The organism is Pirellulales bacterium, from assembly GCA_035533075.1.
Classification (GTDB): Bacteria; Planctomycetota; Planctomycetia; order Pirellulales; family JAICIG01; genus DASSFG01.
Genome location: DATLUO010000039.1, coordinates 83,144 through 99,528, shown reverse-complemented (window position 1 = coordinate 99,528; position 16,385 = coordinate 83,144). Strand labels below are relative to the sequence as shown.

General features: G+C 64.8%; 11 protein-coding genes. 4 read left to right on the top strand and 7 right to left on the bottom strand.

The window, feature by feature from the left end; all coding sequences use genetic code 11:
• The first annotated feature begins 33 nt into the window (after positions 1 to 33).
• Positions 34 to 3,435, top strand: coding sequence for a mechanosensitive ion channel domain-containing protein (locus VNH11_04875; GenBank protein HVA45701.1), 3,402 nt, complete (start codon positions 34 to 36; stop codon positions 3,433 to 3,435).
• Positions 3,436 to 3,452: 17 nt separating this feature from the next.
• On the opposite strand, the gene VNH11_04870 is transcribed toward VNH11_04875, so the two are convergent.
• The 7 genes from VNH11_04870 to topA all read right to left on the bottom strand — a co-directional run bounded on the left by VNH11_04870 (position 3,453) and on the right by topA (position 12,060).
• Positions 3,453 to 3,668: a hypothetical protein gene (locus VNH11_04870; GenBank protein HVA45700.1), complete on the bottom strand. Its 216-nt coding sequence runs from the start codon at positions 3,666 to 3,668 to the stop codon at positions 3,453 to 3,455.
• A 143-nt stretch (positions 3,669 to 3,811) separates the two neighbouring features.
• Complete coding sequence (locus tag VNH11_04865; protein HVA45699.1) at positions 3,812 to 6,172, bottom strand: VIT domain-containing protein; 2,361 nt, start codon at positions 6,170 to 6,172, stop codon at positions 3,812 to 3,814.
• The gene (locus VNH11_04860) at positions 6,138 to 6,812 is read right to left on the bottom strand and encodes a MerR family transcriptional regulator (protein HVA45698.1); all 675 of its coding nucleotides are present in this window, start codon (positions 6,810 to 6,812) and stop codon (positions 6,138 to 6,140) included. Before VNH11_04860 ends, VNH11_04865 begins: the two co-directional genes overlap by 35 nt.
• A gap of 156 nt (positions 6,813 to 6,968) precedes the next feature.
• A complete protein-coding gene (locus VNH11_04855; protein HVA45697.1) occupies positions 6,969 to 7,478 on the bottom strand; it encodes a hypothetical protein in 510 nt (169 codons plus the stop codon).
• A 3-nt stretch (positions 7,479 to 7,481) separates the two neighbouring features.
• Complete coding sequence (locus tag VNH11_04850) at positions 7,482 to 7,763, bottom strand: hypothetical protein (protein ID HVA45696.1); 282 nt, start codon at positions 7,761 to 7,763, stop codon at positions 7,482 to 7,484.
• A gap of 110 nt (positions 7,764 to 7,873) precedes the next feature.
• A complete protein-coding gene (gene serS / locus VNH11_04845; protein HVA45695.1) occupies positions 7,874 to 9,157 on the bottom strand; it encodes a serine--tRNA ligase in 1,284 nt (427 codons plus the stop codon).
• Positions 9,158 to 9,315: 158 nt separating this feature from the next.
• Positions 9,316 to 12,060: a type I DNA topoisomerase gene (gene topA, locus VNH11_04840; protein ID HVA45694.1), complete on the bottom strand. Its 2,745-nt coding sequence runs from the start codon at positions 12,058 to 12,060 to the stop codon at positions 9,316 to 9,318.
• Between the two features lie 125 nt (positions 12,061 to 12,185).
• On the opposite strand from topA, the gene VNH11_04835 reads away from it, so the two are divergent.
• From VNH11_04835 to trpE, 3 genes are all read left to right on the top strand, one after another.
• Positions 12,186 to 14,531 carry a SurA N-terminal domain-containing protein gene (locus tag VNH11_04835; protein ID HVA45693.1) on the top strand — a complete coding sequence of 782 codons (2,346 nt, stop codon included), beginning with the start codon at positions 12,186 to 12,188 and terminating at the stop codon, positions 14,529 to 14,531.
• Positions 14,532 to 14,567: 36 nt separating this feature from the next.
• Positions 14,568 to 14,690, top strand: a complete 123-nt coding sequence (locus tag VNH11_04830) for a hypothetical protein (GenBank protein HVA45692.1) — start codon at positions 14,568 to 14,570, stop codon at positions 14,688 to 14,690.
• A 176-nt stretch (positions 14,691 to 14,866) separates the two neighbouring features.
• Positions 14,867 to 16,384, top strand: a complete 1,518-nt coding sequence (trpE, locus tag VNH11_04825; protein ID HVA45691.1) for an anthranilate synthase component I — start codon at positions 14,867 to 14,869, stop codon at positions 16,382 to 16,384.
• Position 16,385: the final 1 nt, after the last annotated feature.

Below are 16,385 nucleotides of genomic sequence, written 5' to 3'. Positions count from 1 at the left end.
TGTCGCACCGAGGACAGGGAGGGACTCGCGAGCATGAATACTTTACGCCCTGTGAAGTGGGGTTGCCGTTTCGCGGCGCTGTTGGGCGGCCTTTTGCCGTCGCAGGCCCTTGCCGAAGCGGCCAGCGCGCCGCCTACGCCAGCGGTCGCGGCCAATCTGCCCGAGGTCACGGCCGAGTCACTGAAGACCCAGATGGCGCAGGTCAAGGCCGCCACGCAACTCGACGACAATGCCAAGGCCGAAATCGTCGCAGTCTACCAGAATGCGCTGACCGAACTCGACCGCGCCGAGGCGCTGGTCAAGCAATCCGCCAAGTTCAAAACAGCCGCGCAGACGGCGCCGGAGCTCCTGCGCGAAGTGCGCCTCGAGCTCGACCAGCCGCCCGAAGTCGAGCGTCCCGATGTGCCGGCCGGCGCCACCGCGGCCGAGCTGGAGACGCAACTGGCCGCGGCACAAGACGCCTTGGCCCAAGCGCAAGAGGAATTGACGAAGCTCGAAGCCGAGCCGCAACGTCGCTCTGAACGGCGGCTGAAGAGCATCCCGGACCAGATCGAGGCGGCCAACAAGAAGCTGAGTGAAATATCCACGCAGCTTACGGCACTGGCCGTCGCCGACGAACCAAAGGAAATGACCGCGGCCAAGCAAGCACTGTTGGCCGCCTGCCAAAAGGCGCTCACCCAGGAAGTCGCCTGCTGCACAAGCGAGCGAGAAAGCTACAATGCCGAAGACGAACTGCTCCCCAAGCAGCACGATCTGGCCGAGCGTCAGGTGGCCGTGCGCAAGCAGTTGGTAGTCGACCGGCAAAAACTTCTGCACTCGCGGCGGCAGCGCGAGGCGGAAGCCAAGCTCAGCACCGCCAAACGCGAGAAGCAGCACGCCTATCCCGAGTTGCGCGGCATCGCTGAAGAAAACGAAGACCTTGCCCGGCGCGTCGCCAATGTCAACAACGACGTGGCAGCGGCCTCGAAGCAAGCGGTCGAGTTTACTAACGCACTCAACGATCTGGACCGCGAATTCAAAGACGTAAAAAAAAGGGTTGAGCTGGGCCTGACCCAGCAGCTCGGACCGTACTTCCTGCAATGCCGCACCGACCTGCTTCGCCACCGCCGGCAGCTCGAAGCCGGGCGGCTGCCGCAATCGAAGATCGAGTCGGTGCAGGTGGAATCGCTGAACCTCACCGAGCAACGAAAAAAACTGGGCGACATCGACCAGCGGGCCGAGAGCGTGCTGCGCGGCCTCGATCTGTCGGCCTCGCACTCGCCCCGCGAAGCGCTCCAGGCCGAGGTGCGGCGCTTGCTGCAGACCCGTCGCGAGCTGATCGACTCGCTGAGCAGCGCTTACGACAGCTACCTACGCGAAATCGCCTCGGTGACCACCGCCGACAAGGAATTGTTCGACGCCATCGCAGGTCAGAGCGACTACATCGACGAACGCATTCTCTGGGTGCGCAGCACCTCGCGGCTGGGCACAGGCGACCTCGCCGCGGCCGGCGAGGCGCTCCGCGGGCTCGCTCGGCCTCAAGACTGGCTGGCCGTCGGCGGGCAGCTCGTCCGCAGCGCGAAGGCCAACGCCTTGCCCTGCTGTCTGACGGCCCTGTTGTTTCTGGCCCTGTTGGCGACGCAGCCGAACATGCGCCAGCGCGTCCGGCAGCTTGGCGAACAGGCCGCCCGTGGCACCGCCGACGACATGAGCCTGACGTTGCGGGCATTGATCTTCACGCTGCTCATGGCGGCCCCCTGGCCTCTGCTGTTGGCGATGTTCGGGTCGCTCTTGGAGCACGCGCCGGGAAGGTCGGAGTTGGACCGGGCATTGGCCCACGGCCTGATCTTTAGCGCCGTCGCCTTGGCCTCGATGGAGTTTTTGCGACAAGTCTGTCGTGGCCGCGGACTGGGCACGGCGCATTTCGGCTGGCCCGAACACAGCACGCGGTTGCTCCGCAAGCAGCTCCGCTGGTTCATGCCGCTCGTGCTGCCGATCACCCTGGCGGGCGCCACCATGCACGCCCTGGAAAACGACCGTTGGCTGGCCTTGAACCGCATGCTGTTTATCGTGGCCATGACGGCCCTCTCGGTGTTCCTGCACCGCGTGCTCAGGCCGGTCGGCGGCGTTTTGCACGAGTTCCGGGCATACCGCCAGGGCGGATGGGTCGACCGCATGCACTACCTCGCGCATCCGCTGCTGACCGCCAGCCCGCTGGCGCTGGCCGTGTTGGCGGGTCTCGGCTATTACTATACGGCCCGGCAGCTTGCCTGGCGGTTTCACGCCACCGGTTGGTTGTTGGTGGCGTTCTTGATCAGCGGCGCGCTGTTGCTGCGTTGGCTGCTGATCATGCGGCGGCGCTTGGCCATTCGGCAGGCACGGTTGCGTCGGGCGGCCGTGCAGCACGAGCCGCGCGGTCCCGACGGGGCCGAGTTGCCCGCCGTGCCGGCCGCCGCCGAGGGTCAGCTCGACCTGACGACGATCAACTTGCAAACGCAGCGCTTTGTGCAGACCGCCTTGATGGCCGGGCTGGCCGCCGGATTAGGGCTGATTTGGGCCGACGTGCTGCCGGCGCTGTCAGTGCTGAATGTCCCGCTGTGGCACGTTTCGGTGGTAGACGCAGGCGGGGGAGCCGCGCTTCCGCAGCCGATCAACGTGGTGCATTTGCTGGAAGCGGTGATCTCCCTCGTGCTGACGCTGGTCGCCACGCGCAACATCCCCGGCCTGTTGGAGATTGTGCTCTTACAGCGGCTGCCGCTGGAACCGGCCACCCGCTACGCCGTCACGACGCTCTTTCGCTACGCCATTGCGGCGACGGGCATCATCGTGGCCTGCGCGCTCTTGGGCATCACCTGGTCGAAGGTGCATTGGCTGGTGGCGGCCCTCAGCGTCGGCTTGGGCTTCGGCTTGCAAGAGATTTTCGCCAATTTCATATCCGGCTTGATCATTCTGTTCGAACGCCCGATTCGCGTGGGCGACGTGGTGACGGTCGACGACATCAGCGGCGTGGTCTCGCGCATTCGCATCCGCGCCACGATGATCACCGACTTCGACCGCAAGGAGTTGATCGTTCCGAATAAGGAATTCATCACCGGCCGGGTGCTCAACTGGACGCTGAGCGACCAGATGAACCGCGTCACGGTGAACGTGGGCGTGGCCTACGGCTCCGACGTCGACCGTGCCCGCGCGTTATTGCTGCAGGCGGCGGCCGAGAACCCGTTCGTGCTCAAAGACCCCGCGCCGATGGCCAGTTTCGAAGGCTTTGGCGACAGCGCGCTGAACCTGGTGTTGCGTTGTTACCTGCCGAACCTGGAGAACCGGCTGACGGTGACGCACGACCTTCACGCCAAGATTCACGACCGTTTCCGCGACGAGGGCATCGACATCGCGTTCCCGCAGCTCGACCTGCACATCCGCACCAGCCCGGTGGCGCTTTACCAGCGGCAGGCGGGATAAACGACGGCCATGGCTGTTCAGTCGGGCTGGGCCGCGTGCTCGGCGACATAAGCTAATTGCTCGCGCGCCGCGGCCAGCAGTTCTTCGTCTTCGGCATCCCAAAGCCCTTCGGCCGACAAGCCGCGGGCAAGAGTCGATAGATTCGCGATGAGCTGGCCGAATCGCACGTCGGGCATGGCCCCGCTCAACTCGGCAAGTGCGCTCAGCAACTCTTGGCGAACAGGCTGTATCATGGCAATTTTTCTCCGACAGTCGGCGTTGTGGCGGCCCGAACATCCAGCGTAACACGCCAAGCACGGCAGGCAAACGCGGTCAGAATAGTTGGATAGTTGGGATAGTTATGGGTCAGGCCAGGCACGCGGGAGGTGCCCGCCGATCACTTCCAAAACCCGGCCCGCACCAGGCCGGGCGTCTGCCGCAATTCCTCGATCAGCGTCTGGATCTTCGCGACGTATTCCTCAACGCCCGACGCCGACGGCGGTTGCTTCGCGCCGCGGTTGTACCCGGCCAGCAGCTCGCGGCCGCGTTCGATCAACTCGCTCACCTCCGGCAAGCGAGGGTGTCGCAACGCCTGCAACTGCGACTCGAGATCCACTAATGCGTCGATCAGTGCCTTAAGTCGCGTGCGGCGCGGCGAAAACCAACCGGGCGACTTGAACGAATCGGCCGCCGCCTTCAGCCGGTCCAACGGTGCGCCGCCGCTTTGCCGCAGGCGTGCCTTGGAACCGCCGATGTGTGCCCCCGCGGCCGGAGCCGCCGCGGAAGAATACAGAACAAACCCGCTGGCAGGAGCGGCTCTGCAAAAGAGCGGTTCCGGCTGTTCCCATCCCGACGGCAGCTCGACCGGCTGAAGTATCTCGCGCGGCTTGCCGTCGGCGTTGACGACCTCCGATCGGTCGATCGCCAGATAGGCCGTGAACCGCGAGAGCACGTGGCTCTCCAGCGAGACGGCCACGATTTGCTCGGCCAGCTTTTTGTCTTCCGCCCCCAACCGGCTGGCGTAGCGGTCTTCCAGGTCGCGCACGCGGGCCCGACCCCACAGACTCGTCAGCAAGTCGCCGGTCGTCGCGGCGCCGCAAACTTCGTGCTGCCAGGACCGGCCCGCGGCGTCGGTGCCTTGCACGCGCATCCGCAAGTTGCCGCCTGCGGCAGTGTGCCGGCCAAAGAGGGTCACAGGCCGGTCGACGAACACGTCGGCCAACCGCGCCGGCGCCAGGCTATCGTCCTGCCAACGCCAGCCGATCGGTTCCAGCCGCACTTCGCGCAGCGCCGGGGCGCTCGTCAAGCGGTGCAGCTTGTCCATCACCTCGTCGAGGCGGTCTTCCGATTCGACCAACTCGCAAGCACCTCGGCCCAGGTCGGCCAGGCGACGCAAGAAGCCGGCATTCACCGCCCGGTCGATGCCCACGGCAAACACCCGCGGCGGGCGGCCGTGCGCGGCATGGGCCAACGTCTTCAAAAGCGAATCTTCGCCGCTCACCTGGCCGTCGGTAATCAGCACGATCACCGGCTCGCGCGCGGCATCGCCCGCGGCCAGCAAGCCGACCGCTTCGCTCAGCGCGCCGGCCAGTTCGGTGCCGCCACGGGCATCGACGCCGCCCAGCCATTCAATCGTCCGCCAACGCGCGCGGTTGCCCGCCGCGGCGAGCTGCCGCTTCGTTTCGGGCGAGAACTCGACCGCATTATCGAACGCCAGCACGCAGAAGCGGTCGTGCTCCAGCAGTGTGTCGAGCAGCCGGCCAACTGCCCGGCGCGCGGCGACCATCTTCCAACCGTTCATGCTGCCCGAACGGTCGAGCACAAACACCACGTCGCGAGGCTGCGGCGGCCGGTCGGCAAGCTCGGCCGGCGGCACGAGCGACAAAGCGAAGGTTCCGGGGCGCGATTCCACCGCCGGGGTCCACGAGAGCACGCTCACCACCCGCTCGGTCGCCAGAGTACACCGCAGAATAAAGTCGCGGTCCAACCGCTCGGCCGGCTGCACGCGCACGGTCAGTCCCGCTGTTTCGTCGACGATCACGCCGTGCAGACTGGAGCGGAGCGATTTCGCGAGCGATTCGGGCGTCGTCGGCATGCTGGCCGCGTCGAATTCAAGCTCCAGCGACAGCCGCACGGGATTGGGAAAGCCGGGCAACAACACCGGTGGAGTAACGCGCGAGGCGTCGGGAACCTGGTCGGTGTCGTGCCCGACACCCAGGCCGACCGGCGGCCCGTTGAGCGGCACGCCCGGCACGTAACGCGGTGCGACGACCAGCGGAAAGCGAAACTCGGCCTCGCCGCGGGTCACGGTGAGCGGGCCGACCAGCGTCAACTCGACCGAAATATCCTCGCCCGGCGGCAGGTTGCCGACGCGCAGGCTGAACGTGCCGCTGCGCTCCTCTTCGGCGATGGCGGCCCGGTGCCCGGCGGCGATCGCCTGGTCGTACTCTTCGCGGGCCTGCTGCCGCTCGCGCAGCGCGCCTTCGATCAGCCGGCCAGCCACGCGCATGGTGAACGAGGTCACCGCCGCGCGGTCGGGCAACGGAAAGATGTACGTCGCTTCGATCGCCTCCGCGAAAGCGTTGTGAAACGTCTGCCGCACGACGGTGTGCGCGTGCAAGCCGCAGATTTTGCCGCGGACGTCGAGCGCCGTCAGCGGCAGGCAGCCGCGCTCGGTGCGCAGCGCGCCGAAGCCGGCCTCTTCCTCTTGAAGCGGGCTTACGTCATGGGTTTCCAACGGTCGAATGGCTCGGATCATAACCGGTTCCTTCCTGTGCCGCCGTAAAACCAAGGCGGCGCAATTGCTTCACCAGGCCCCGTGTCGCGCCCCGAGCGGCTGCTTCGAGCGCCGCCAGCGTATCCGCACTACACGCCCCCTGCTCGACCCCTTCGATTACCAGCGTCACCCCTTCGGCCAGATTGACGTGCAGCGCCGACTGCACGATCGACGGCGATGCTTGCGCCGATGGAACCGAGGCCGGTGACACGGCGGCCGCATCCGCCCAAAACGTTTTTCTTGTCGCCTCTGGCACGGGCGAAGGCTTGCCGTTATCGGCAGTGCGTTCGCCGAATGCCAGTCGAGCGGGCAAATTCGCCAGCTTCTTCAAGCTGCGGTCGTCGGCCCCGGCGAGCCGCTCTTGAATCTGGACCAGCGTGGCCCCTTCGGCCTGCAAGCGTTTGATGGCCAGCAACTGCCAGAGGTGCCGCCGGCCATAGTAGGCCGTGCGTCCCTGCATCTCCAGCGGCCGGTCGAGAATTCCCAGCGTGGTGTAATAGCGGATGGTCCGCAGGTCCGGCACATCGCGCACCCTGGCCGAGGGCTGTTCGTGTTGTCCGGCGTTCGCCAGCGCCCTGCCCGCCACCTCCGCCAATTCAGCAATCTTCCATCGCGGCTGCATGCCCATATATTACACTGTCATATAACAGTGTCAAGAGGGGGCGTCTCCGAAGAAGGCGGCCCAGCTATTCGATCTCGGCTCCCCGCGCACCGGGACCCCGCCACCGATGATAGTTCATTGCCACCCGCGTCAAGTACAGCAACTTATAGAGAACCCTCACGGTTGCGTCGCGTACGGTTCCGGCAAAGCGACGCGCATGTACGTGACGGCGAAATGCTGCGCCAAGTGCTCGCGGTAAGGGGGCACCAGGCTCGCAATCCGTTTGCCGCCGCCAATCAATTGCTCGAGTACGGCGCGCGGAACCGAATGGACGTCGCGCAGGTCGATCAGCGATTCCGGCAGTGAGATCGGGGTGGCCGCCGCGGGCATGAAGTACCAGCCGAAAACCAAATGACGGCGCACATGATCGCGAACGACGTTCCCCTTCAACACGCCTTGTTCAACTAACTTCCCGACGTCGCGAACGGGCGCCACAAGAACGAGGTCGGTTTTTGGTTGCGCCAGGTCGCATGCCTGGGTCAGGACGATGACGCGAGCCAACCATCGTTCTACCGCCATGGCACGTGGATCGGCTGGTATTGAATCGGCGCTCAAACGGACCAGCGGACAGTCGTCCAGAACATCGCCTTGCGTCAAGACGTCGCTCAAAGCAGGAATGGTGAACATTACTTATTCCGGCAAGTCGTGAGCTGTGGGAATGTACTCGGCGATCTCGATCGGAACAACACGCTCGCCTTTCGGCCACGGCAGGTTGAACGGGGCGCAAATCTCCTGCGTCAAGAACGGCTCCTGCGGCAAGGGCCCTTCCGTGAGGGTCGGCGTCGTGCTGCGAAACGCCGTCTCCAGCACTTCGAGGACGGTATCCGCCGGCGTCCGCTGCCGGCTCTTCGCCAGATGCTGAATTCGGTCGTAAAGCGATACCGGCACGTTTTCGATGACCAGTGTGGGCATGTGTTGATTCTCCCATTCTGGAAAAGAGTATCCGCCACAGTGCCATTCTACACGACGGCGCGGTCAAGGTGGAGGCAGAGATGCGGCGCGACTAAGTCACAGGGTCCACGTTACGGGCGAACGATGCGCTCTTTGCCGACCAGCGGCCGCAAGGCGGCGGGAAGCAACACGGAACCGTCGGCCTGCTGATGGTTCTCCAACACGGCGATCAACGCGCGGCTGATCGCCACCGCCGTGCCGTTGAGCGTGTGGACGAACGAGGTTCCCTTTTCGCCCTTCCGGCGATAGCGGACACCCAACCGCCGCGCCTGGTAGTCGGTGCAGTTCGACGTGCTGGTGACCTCGCCGAACTCCCCGCGCTCTCCCCGGCCGGGCATCCAGGCCTCCAAGTCGAACTTGCGATAGGCCGGACCGCCCAGGTCGCCCGTGGCCGTGTCGATCACGCGGTAAGGAATCTCCAGCCCGTCAAACAGCCGGCATTCCAGCCCGCAAAAATAATCGAGCGTCGCCTCGCTTTCTTCCGGGGCCGTGAAGGCGAACATCTCGACCTTGGTGAATTGGTGGACGCGATAAAGTCCGCGCGTGGCCCGGCCGTGAGCGCCCGCCTCGGTGCGATAGCAATGGCTGATGCCGCACATCTTGATCGGCAACTCCTCGGCCTCCAGAACCGTGTCGGCCAGCAGACCGCCCAGCGTAATTTCGGCTGTCGCCACCAGGCTCAGGTCGCTGTCGGCAATGCTGTAGATTTGCGTCTCCGGGCCGCGCGGAATGTAGCCGATGCCTTGCAGGATTTCGTTGCGGGCCAGGTCGGGCGTGATCGTGGGCGTAAAACCCTCGGCCAGCAGCAGGTCGAGCGCGTAGCGTTGCAGGGCCAACTCCAAGAGCACGGCCTCGTTCTTGAGGAAATAGAATCCGTGCCCGGTGACTTTGGCCCCTCCTTCGAAATCCATCAGGCCCAGCCGTTCGCCCAGCTCGACGTGATCGAGCGGCCTGAAATCGAACTCGCGGTGCGGCGTCTTGCCGCGGCGCACCTCGACGGCGGCCTCGTCGCCCGCGCCCGGCGGCGCCTGGGGGTGCGACATGTTGGGAATGCCGCGCTGGATGACGTCGATTTCTCCCAGAAGGGCGTCGAGCGCGGTCTGGGCGGCGGCGGTCTGGTCGCGCAACTCGCGGCCTTCGTTTTTTCGCGACTCGCGCTCGGCGGCGTCTTGGGCCTTGCCGATCGACTTGGAGACCTCGTTGGCCCGGCGATTGAGGTCTTCAACCTGGGCCTGTTTGTCTCGCCGCGCGGCGTCGAGTTCGAGCAGGCGGTCGACGTCGGCCTGCACGCCGCGCCGCCGGCAGTTCTCCTTCACCGCGTCCGCGTTTTCGACAATGAATTTTCGGTCGAGCATGGGCGAAACCTGTCGGCGATCGGCCGTTTCGTTCTTGGCCGCGTGAAGTATAGCTGTGCCCAGCGTTTGCGAGCAAGTCGCCGCGTTGCCATCCCGCCGGACTCCCACGCCGTCGGGAGCGCGCAGCAATTGGAGGAGGCCGACCGGATCGAGCACGTTTACTTCTTCGGCTTCTTCTTAACCGCCGCTTTCTTGGTTTTTTTTGCCGGCCGCTTGGCCTTCGGCCCGCCGTTGCCGGCGGTCGAGGTCTGCCCGGTGCGGCCGCGGCGGACCGGACGCTTCACGGGCCCACGCGCCGCTCGCTCGGCCAGAAGCTCGACGGCACGGTCCAGCGTCAGTTCCTCCGGCATCAGGCCCTTGGGCAACGAAGCGTTGCTCGTGCCATCGGCCACATACAGCCCGTAGCGGCCCTGCAACAGTCGGATCGGCTGCTTCGTCGCCGGCGAATCGCCCAAAACTCGCAACGGTTCCTGCGGCGCGCCAAAGCCGCGGCGGGCCTTCTTGGGCTCCGCCAGCAAGGCCAAGGCCCGATCGAGGCTGACTTCCAGGGGCGAGACGTCGGCCGGCAACGAACGCGTCTCCGGTCCGCACTTCACGTACGGACCGAATCGGCCGTTGCTCACCACCACCGCTTGCCCGGCCATAGAAGAGCCGTCAGGATGCGGGCCCAGCTCGCGCGGCAACGACAACAACTTGAGCGCCGTTTCCAGCGTGATTTCTTCGGGGCGCATCCCCTTGAGCAACGAGGCGTTCCGCGGCTTCTCTTCGTCGTCGGGCGTGCCGCGCTGCACGTAAGGGCCAAACCGCCCGGTCTTGAGAAACACCGGCTTGTGCGTCTGCGGGCAGATGCCCAACGGCTCCTCGGCCTGCGCGGCCTGGCCCAGCATTTCCATCGCCTTGTCGAGCGTCAACTCGTCGGGCGGAAAGCCGTCGGGAACGCTGGCCCGGCGCTCGCCCTGTTGCACGTAGGGGCCGAACTTGCCGACCCGCACATAAACCGGCTCGGCCCCGTCCGGCGTGCCCACCAACACCTGGCACACCTCGCGGGCGTTGATCACCTCGACCTTGTGCTCGAGTTGCTTCTTCAGGCCGTCCTGGCCGTTGCCGAAATAAAAGTTGCTCAGATAGTCGACCGACTTTTGCTCGCCGCGGCTGATGGCGTCGAGATCGTCTTCCATCTGGGCCGTGAACTGGTAATCGACCAGCTTGGGCAAGTGCCCTTCGAGCAACTGGGCCACGGCAATCGCGGTCCACGTGGGCACCAGTGCGTTGCCGCGTTTGAACACGTAGTCGCGGGCCAGAATCGTGTCGATGATCGACGCGTAAGTGCTGGGCCGGCCGATGCCCATTTCTTCCAGGGCACGGGTGAGCGTGGCCTCGTTGTAGCGGCTGGGCGGCTGCGTGGTGTGCGACTTCGTCTCCAACTCGCGGCAGTCGACCTTCTCGCCCACTTCGACCGAGGGCAACACCGTCTCGCGGTCGGCCAGCTCGGCTTCGGGATCGTCGGAGCCTTCCACGTAGGCCCGCAGATAACCTGCGAAGTCGATCGTCTTGCCGCCCACCTTGAACACCGCTTCGCCGCCCTCGATGGCCACCGTGATCCGCCGCCCGCGCGCGTCGGCCATCTGGCTGGCGATCGTCCGCTTCCAGATCAGGTCGTAGAGCTTGAATTCGTCGGGGGAAAGTTCGGCCCGCAATGCTTCAGGCATGGCAAACGGATGCCCGGCCGGGCGGATCGCCTCGTGCGCCTCCTGGGCGTTCTTCACCTTGGTCGCGTAAATCCGCGGCTGGCTGGGCAGATATTCGCGGCCGTACTGCGCCTCGACCAACTCGCGGGCGGCGTCGATCGCCACCTTGGCCAAGTTCGTCGAGTCGGTGCGCATGTAGGTGATGTGGCCGTTCTCGTAGAGGCTTTGGGCGGCCTGCATCGTGCGTCGCGCCGTGAAGCCGAGCTTGCGGTTCGCTTCTTGTTGCAGCGTGCTGGTGGTAAAGGGCGGATACGGCTTCGAGGTATACGGCGTGGTTTCAACCGAAGCGACGTGAAACTCGGCTTGCCGCAGCCGCCGGGCCAGGTCGGCCACCTGCTGTTCATTCAAGAGCAGCAGCGACGGATCCTTGAGCTTGCCGGTGGCCGGATCGAAATCTTTGGTCGCCGGAATCTGCTGGCCCTGATAGCTGACGATGCCGGCTTCCAGCTCCTGGCCGGTCTGTTTGGCGAACAGGCCAAGCAGGTCCCAGTAGGTGGCGGCGACGAACGCCATCCTCTGCTTCTCGCGCTCCACGATCAGCTTGACGGCCACGCTTTGCACGCGGCCGGCCGACAGCTTGGGCCGCACCTTCCGCCACAAGAGCGGCGAGACTTCATAGCCGTAAAGCCGGTCGAGGATGCGGCGCGTCTCTTGTGCCCGGACCAGGTCGTCGTCGATGTCGCGCGGGTGGGCCAGGGCTTCTTGGATGGCCTCTTTGGTGATTTCGTGAAACACCAGCCGTCGCACGGGCACCTTGGGCTTGAGCAGCTCGAGCAGGTGCCAGCTTATGGCCTCGCCTTCGCGGTCTTCGTCCGTGGCCAGGTAGAGTTCTTTGGCGTCTTTCACCAGCCCGCGAAGCTTGCGGACCTGCTCGGTCTTGCCGGGCGGCACGATGTAGACCGGGCTGAAATTGTCGTTGACGTTCACACCCAGGTAGGCCCAGGTTTCTTTCTTCAATTCCGCCGGCATTTGCTTTGCACCTTGCGGCAGATCGCGCACGTGGCCGATGCTGGCTTCGATGACGAACTCGCGGCCCAAAAAGCCGCTGATGGTGCGTGCCTTGGCGGGCGATTCGACGATCACCAGCGACTTGCCGCCGGCGTTTTTTGGCGCGGCACGCGAGGTGCCCGTGGGTTTGGAGGTGCGTTTAGCCATGCTTTTTAGCCATTGAAAAGGGTGGTTCGAGGCGTCCTACTTCGTTCTTGGGATTGCATTTACGTCAACACGGCCTAAAATGCACCGCCACGGAAGTTCGCGTGGTTTCGTTCACTCATTAGTATTTGCCCTACCTGGCTGTCAAGATGTCGTCGCCCTTCAATGTATTCCGCAAGCACCAAAAAGCCATGTACGCGCTGTTGGCGATCATGTGCATGGTGGGGTTCTCCGTCGGCGGCCTGGTGTCGATGGATTCGGACCGCATGCAGCAATCGCAAGATCCGGTCGTGGCCACGGCTTACGACCACGCACTCCGCGACAGCGAAGTGCGGCAGTTGATGAACCGCCGCCGGCTGGCCATCAATTTTCTGGCCGAGTGCTGGACTGCGGGAGCGAAGATGCCGGCCAATTTTGCCGAGATCTTCGCACAGCAGATTGCCGCTCGCGTGTTTGGCCCCGCGACGGAAGAAGCGGTCGTCGAAATGTGGGTGCTCGACGAGCGCGCACGGCGAATGGGGATGGTCATCAGCGACGGCGCCATCAATAAATACCTCCGCGACTTCACGAACGATCAGATCAAACCGCAAGTCTTCAACGACATCGTAAAGCAACTGGGCGCGACTCAGCCCCAGTTATTCGAGGCGCTGCGCGGCGAGCTGATGGCCAAACGGCTGCGCGACATTTCGCTTGCCGGCGCCGGGCAATCCACGCCCGCCCAGCGCTGGGACTATTACCGCCGGCAAAAGCAACGGGCCAGCGTGGAAGTCGCTCCCGTGCGCGTCGAAGATTTCATTGGCGAAGTGGCCGACGCGCCGACGGAAGACCTGCAAGCGTTCTTCGACGCTCACAAGGAGCAGGAACCCGATCCGGCCTCGCCCACGCCGGGCTTCAAGGAACCCAAGAAAGCCGCCTTTCAAGTCGTCGTCGCCCAGTTCGAGAAGTTCTTGGACGAGGCCGCCGTAACCGAGGACGAGATCAAAGAGCATTACGAAAAGTTCAAAGACACACGCTACTTGTGGGACCAATACGCGCTGTCCGACGAAGACGACGAGTCTACGCCGGACGAGGAGAAAAAGCCTTCGGAGTCGGACGAGAAGGAACCAGCCGAGAAGCCGGCCGACGACGGCGCCGACAAAGCGAAAACCGACGAGGCCACCGACGGCGAACAGAAGCCGACGGACGAACAAGGCGGCGACAAGAAAGCGGGCGAGAACAAAAAGCCGCAATCGTCGCTATGGCGTGCAAAGCGTCACGTTGCCGAATTACTCGCTGGTCCGACGGCGGCAGTTGCCGGCCTGCTGGCCGCCGATGAAGAAGAGCCGTCCGCCGATACCAAGCCAAGCCCGGATGTCGAGCAGCCCGCCGCATCGCCCCACGACACCGGCAAACCGGCCGGGTCCGACAAGGACGGCGCCGCCGCCATGTCGCCCGATGAGCCGACGGTCGGCAAAAAGCCCAAGACCACGAAGCGCCCAGCCGTGGCACCGCCGATCACCGACGAGTACCTGCTGCGGCGAGACATCCGTCAGGGACCGCATCCCAAACACGCGCCGCTGTGGAAGGTCGAGAACGAGATCCGCAAAGAGCTGGCCCGCGAGAAGGCGAACCAGAAGATCGACGCGGCGCTGCAAGTCGTGCGCGACAAAATGCGCAAGTTCAGCCGCCACCTCGACGCCGATGAGGCCGAAACCAAGATGCCCGGCCTCGATAAGCTTGCCGAGGCCCAAGGGCTGACGGAAATGCAGACGGGCATGCTCACCCAGCGCGAGTTCAAGGAGAAGTATCCCGATCTGGCCGAAGCGCGGGGCGATCAGGGGAGCGCGGCCTTCTTGTTTATCGCCTATCGGGCCATGGCGAAGTTCCAAAGCACCACGGTGCAGGACGTGGAGGCGAACCGTTACTTGGTGTGGAAGACGGAAGAGGTCGATGCGTACGTGCCGGAGTTCGCCGACGTGCGCTCGAAAGTTCTCCGCGCCTGGAAGATGACGAAGGCCCGCGATCTGGCCGTGGCCAAGGCCAAGAAACTGGCCGAGGAGGCCAACAAGGCCGGCAAGCCGCTGAAGGATCTGTTGGCCGACCGCGCGGGGCTGACGGTCGCCGAGACGCCGGCCTTCTCCTGGCTGACGCGCGGCAGCGCCAACGCCGACAACCGGTCGCCGCTCAGGATCAGCGAAGTCGAAGGCGTCGAGGCGCCGGGCGCCGATTTCATGCGCGAGGTGTTCAGCCTCAGCGTGGGTTCGGCCGGCGAGGCGATGAACCAGCCGCAGACCGCGGCCTATGTGGTGCGCGTCGTCAGCGTCGAGCCCGCTCGCGAAGTTCTCAGGGCGGGCTTTCTGGCCGATCCCTTTCCGCTTTACAACGAGGTGGCGCAGGAAGACCAGGCGGAGGTACAGAGAGCCTGGATCAAGGGAATCGAGGCCGAGGCCCATCTGGCCTGGAAAGACACCGACGGCCGGCGCCGGCAAGAGTAAGGCGGGGAGAAGGAGCCGCGCAAAAAGACCATTGAAGTGTTTACCGGCAAAGACGCTTCAACCCTGCTCGACGAAAACGCGACCCTGACCGGCGGCGACGTCCTGCCGGGGTTTTCCCTCCCCTTGAAGCCGCTCTTCGTCAAGCCCAAGAAGAAATAGGGCGGAACCCCGTGTTAATCGCGGTTCAAAAGGCGCCACTTTCGCTGCCGGGCGACGGCGGCAAGTTGCCCTGGCCCCGCCCCGCTGCTAAGCTGGAAGCATTACGCCCCTGAACGATGACTTGATACGCCGCCAGCGATGTCCGGAGCAATCCCGCCGCGGTGGGCCGATCCGGCATGATGTATTTTCCCGATTTCGACGCTTTCCGCCGCATCGCGCGGGGCGTGCAGCTTGTGCCGGTCTATCGGCAGCTCGCCGGCGATATGCTCACGCCCGTGACCGCCTTTCGCAAGCTCGACAGCGGCAGTTGCGCCTGCCTGTTCGAAAGCGTGATCGGCGGCGAAAAAGTGGGCCGCTACAGCTTTCTGGCCGGCGATCCCTTTCTGTTGATCGAGGCCTGGGGGCGGCGCGTCGTCGTCACGGCGCCGAATGCCGCCGGTCCCGCGCGTGTCGAGGAGTTCGAATCGGCCGATCCGCTGGAAGAGCTGCGGCGGCGGATCGCGTCGGTGAGAGCGGCCACGCTAGCCGAATTGCCGCCCTTCTGCGGTGGCGCGGTCGGCTACGCCGGCTACGACACGGTGCGCTACACCGAGCACTTGCCGCATCCGCCGGCCGACGACCGCCAGTTGCCCGACCTGGCCTTCGCCTTTTTCGATCACATGGTGGTCTTCGACAACGTGCGCAAGACGATGCTGGTGGTGGCGATGGCCCGCGTCAGTGGCGACGATGCCGCCTTGGCCGACGAATATGCCGCGGGCTGCGAGCGGGTCGACCGGCTGGTGGCGCGGCTGGCGGCGGTCGAAGGCAAGCTGTGCCTGGCCGACATCGACCTGGGGGGCGAGCCGCACGTCCAATATCAGTCGAACTTCGACCGGCCGAGCTTCGAGCGGGCGGTCGAAAAGTGCCTGGAGTATATTCGGGCCGGCGACATCTTTCAGGTGGTGCTCAGCCAGCGGCTGGAGATCTCCGTCGCAGCCCCGCCATTCGAGATTTATCGCACGCTGAGGGTGGTCAATCCCAGTCCGTTCATGTTCTACTTGCGGCTGCCGCAGACCACGTTGGTGGGCAGCTCGCCCGAAATCCTGGTGCGCGTGGTGGATGGCCAAGTGACGGTGCGGCCCTTGGCGGGCACGCGCCAACGCGGCAAAACCGAGGAAGAAGATCGCCGCTTGGCGAAAGAATTGCTCGCCGATCCCAAGGAGCGTGCCGAACACGTAATGCTGGTCGACTTGGGCCGCAACGACGTGGGGCGTGTGGCCCGCTACGGATCGGTCGAGCTGACCGACGTGATGACGATCGAACGCTATAGCCACGTGATGCATATCACGTCGAATGTGACGGGGCAGTTGGCCGAGGGGCGCGACGCCTTCGATGCTTTGCGGGCCTGTCTGCCGGCGGGCACGGTGTCGGGCGCGCCCAAGGTGCGGGCCATGCAGATCATCGACGAACTGGAGCCGCACCGCCGCGGACCCTACGCCGGGGCGGTCGGTTACTTCGATTTCAGCGGAAACATGGACACCTGCATCGCCCTGCGAACGATGGTGCTCAAGGGCGAGCGGGCGTATGTGCAAGCCGGGGCGGGCATCGTGGCCGACAGCCTGCCGGCCAGCGAATATCAAGAAACGTTGAACAAGGCCCGCGGCCTGCTGAAAGCCATCGAAATCACGCAGCGGCGCGTGGCCGACGAATCCTAAC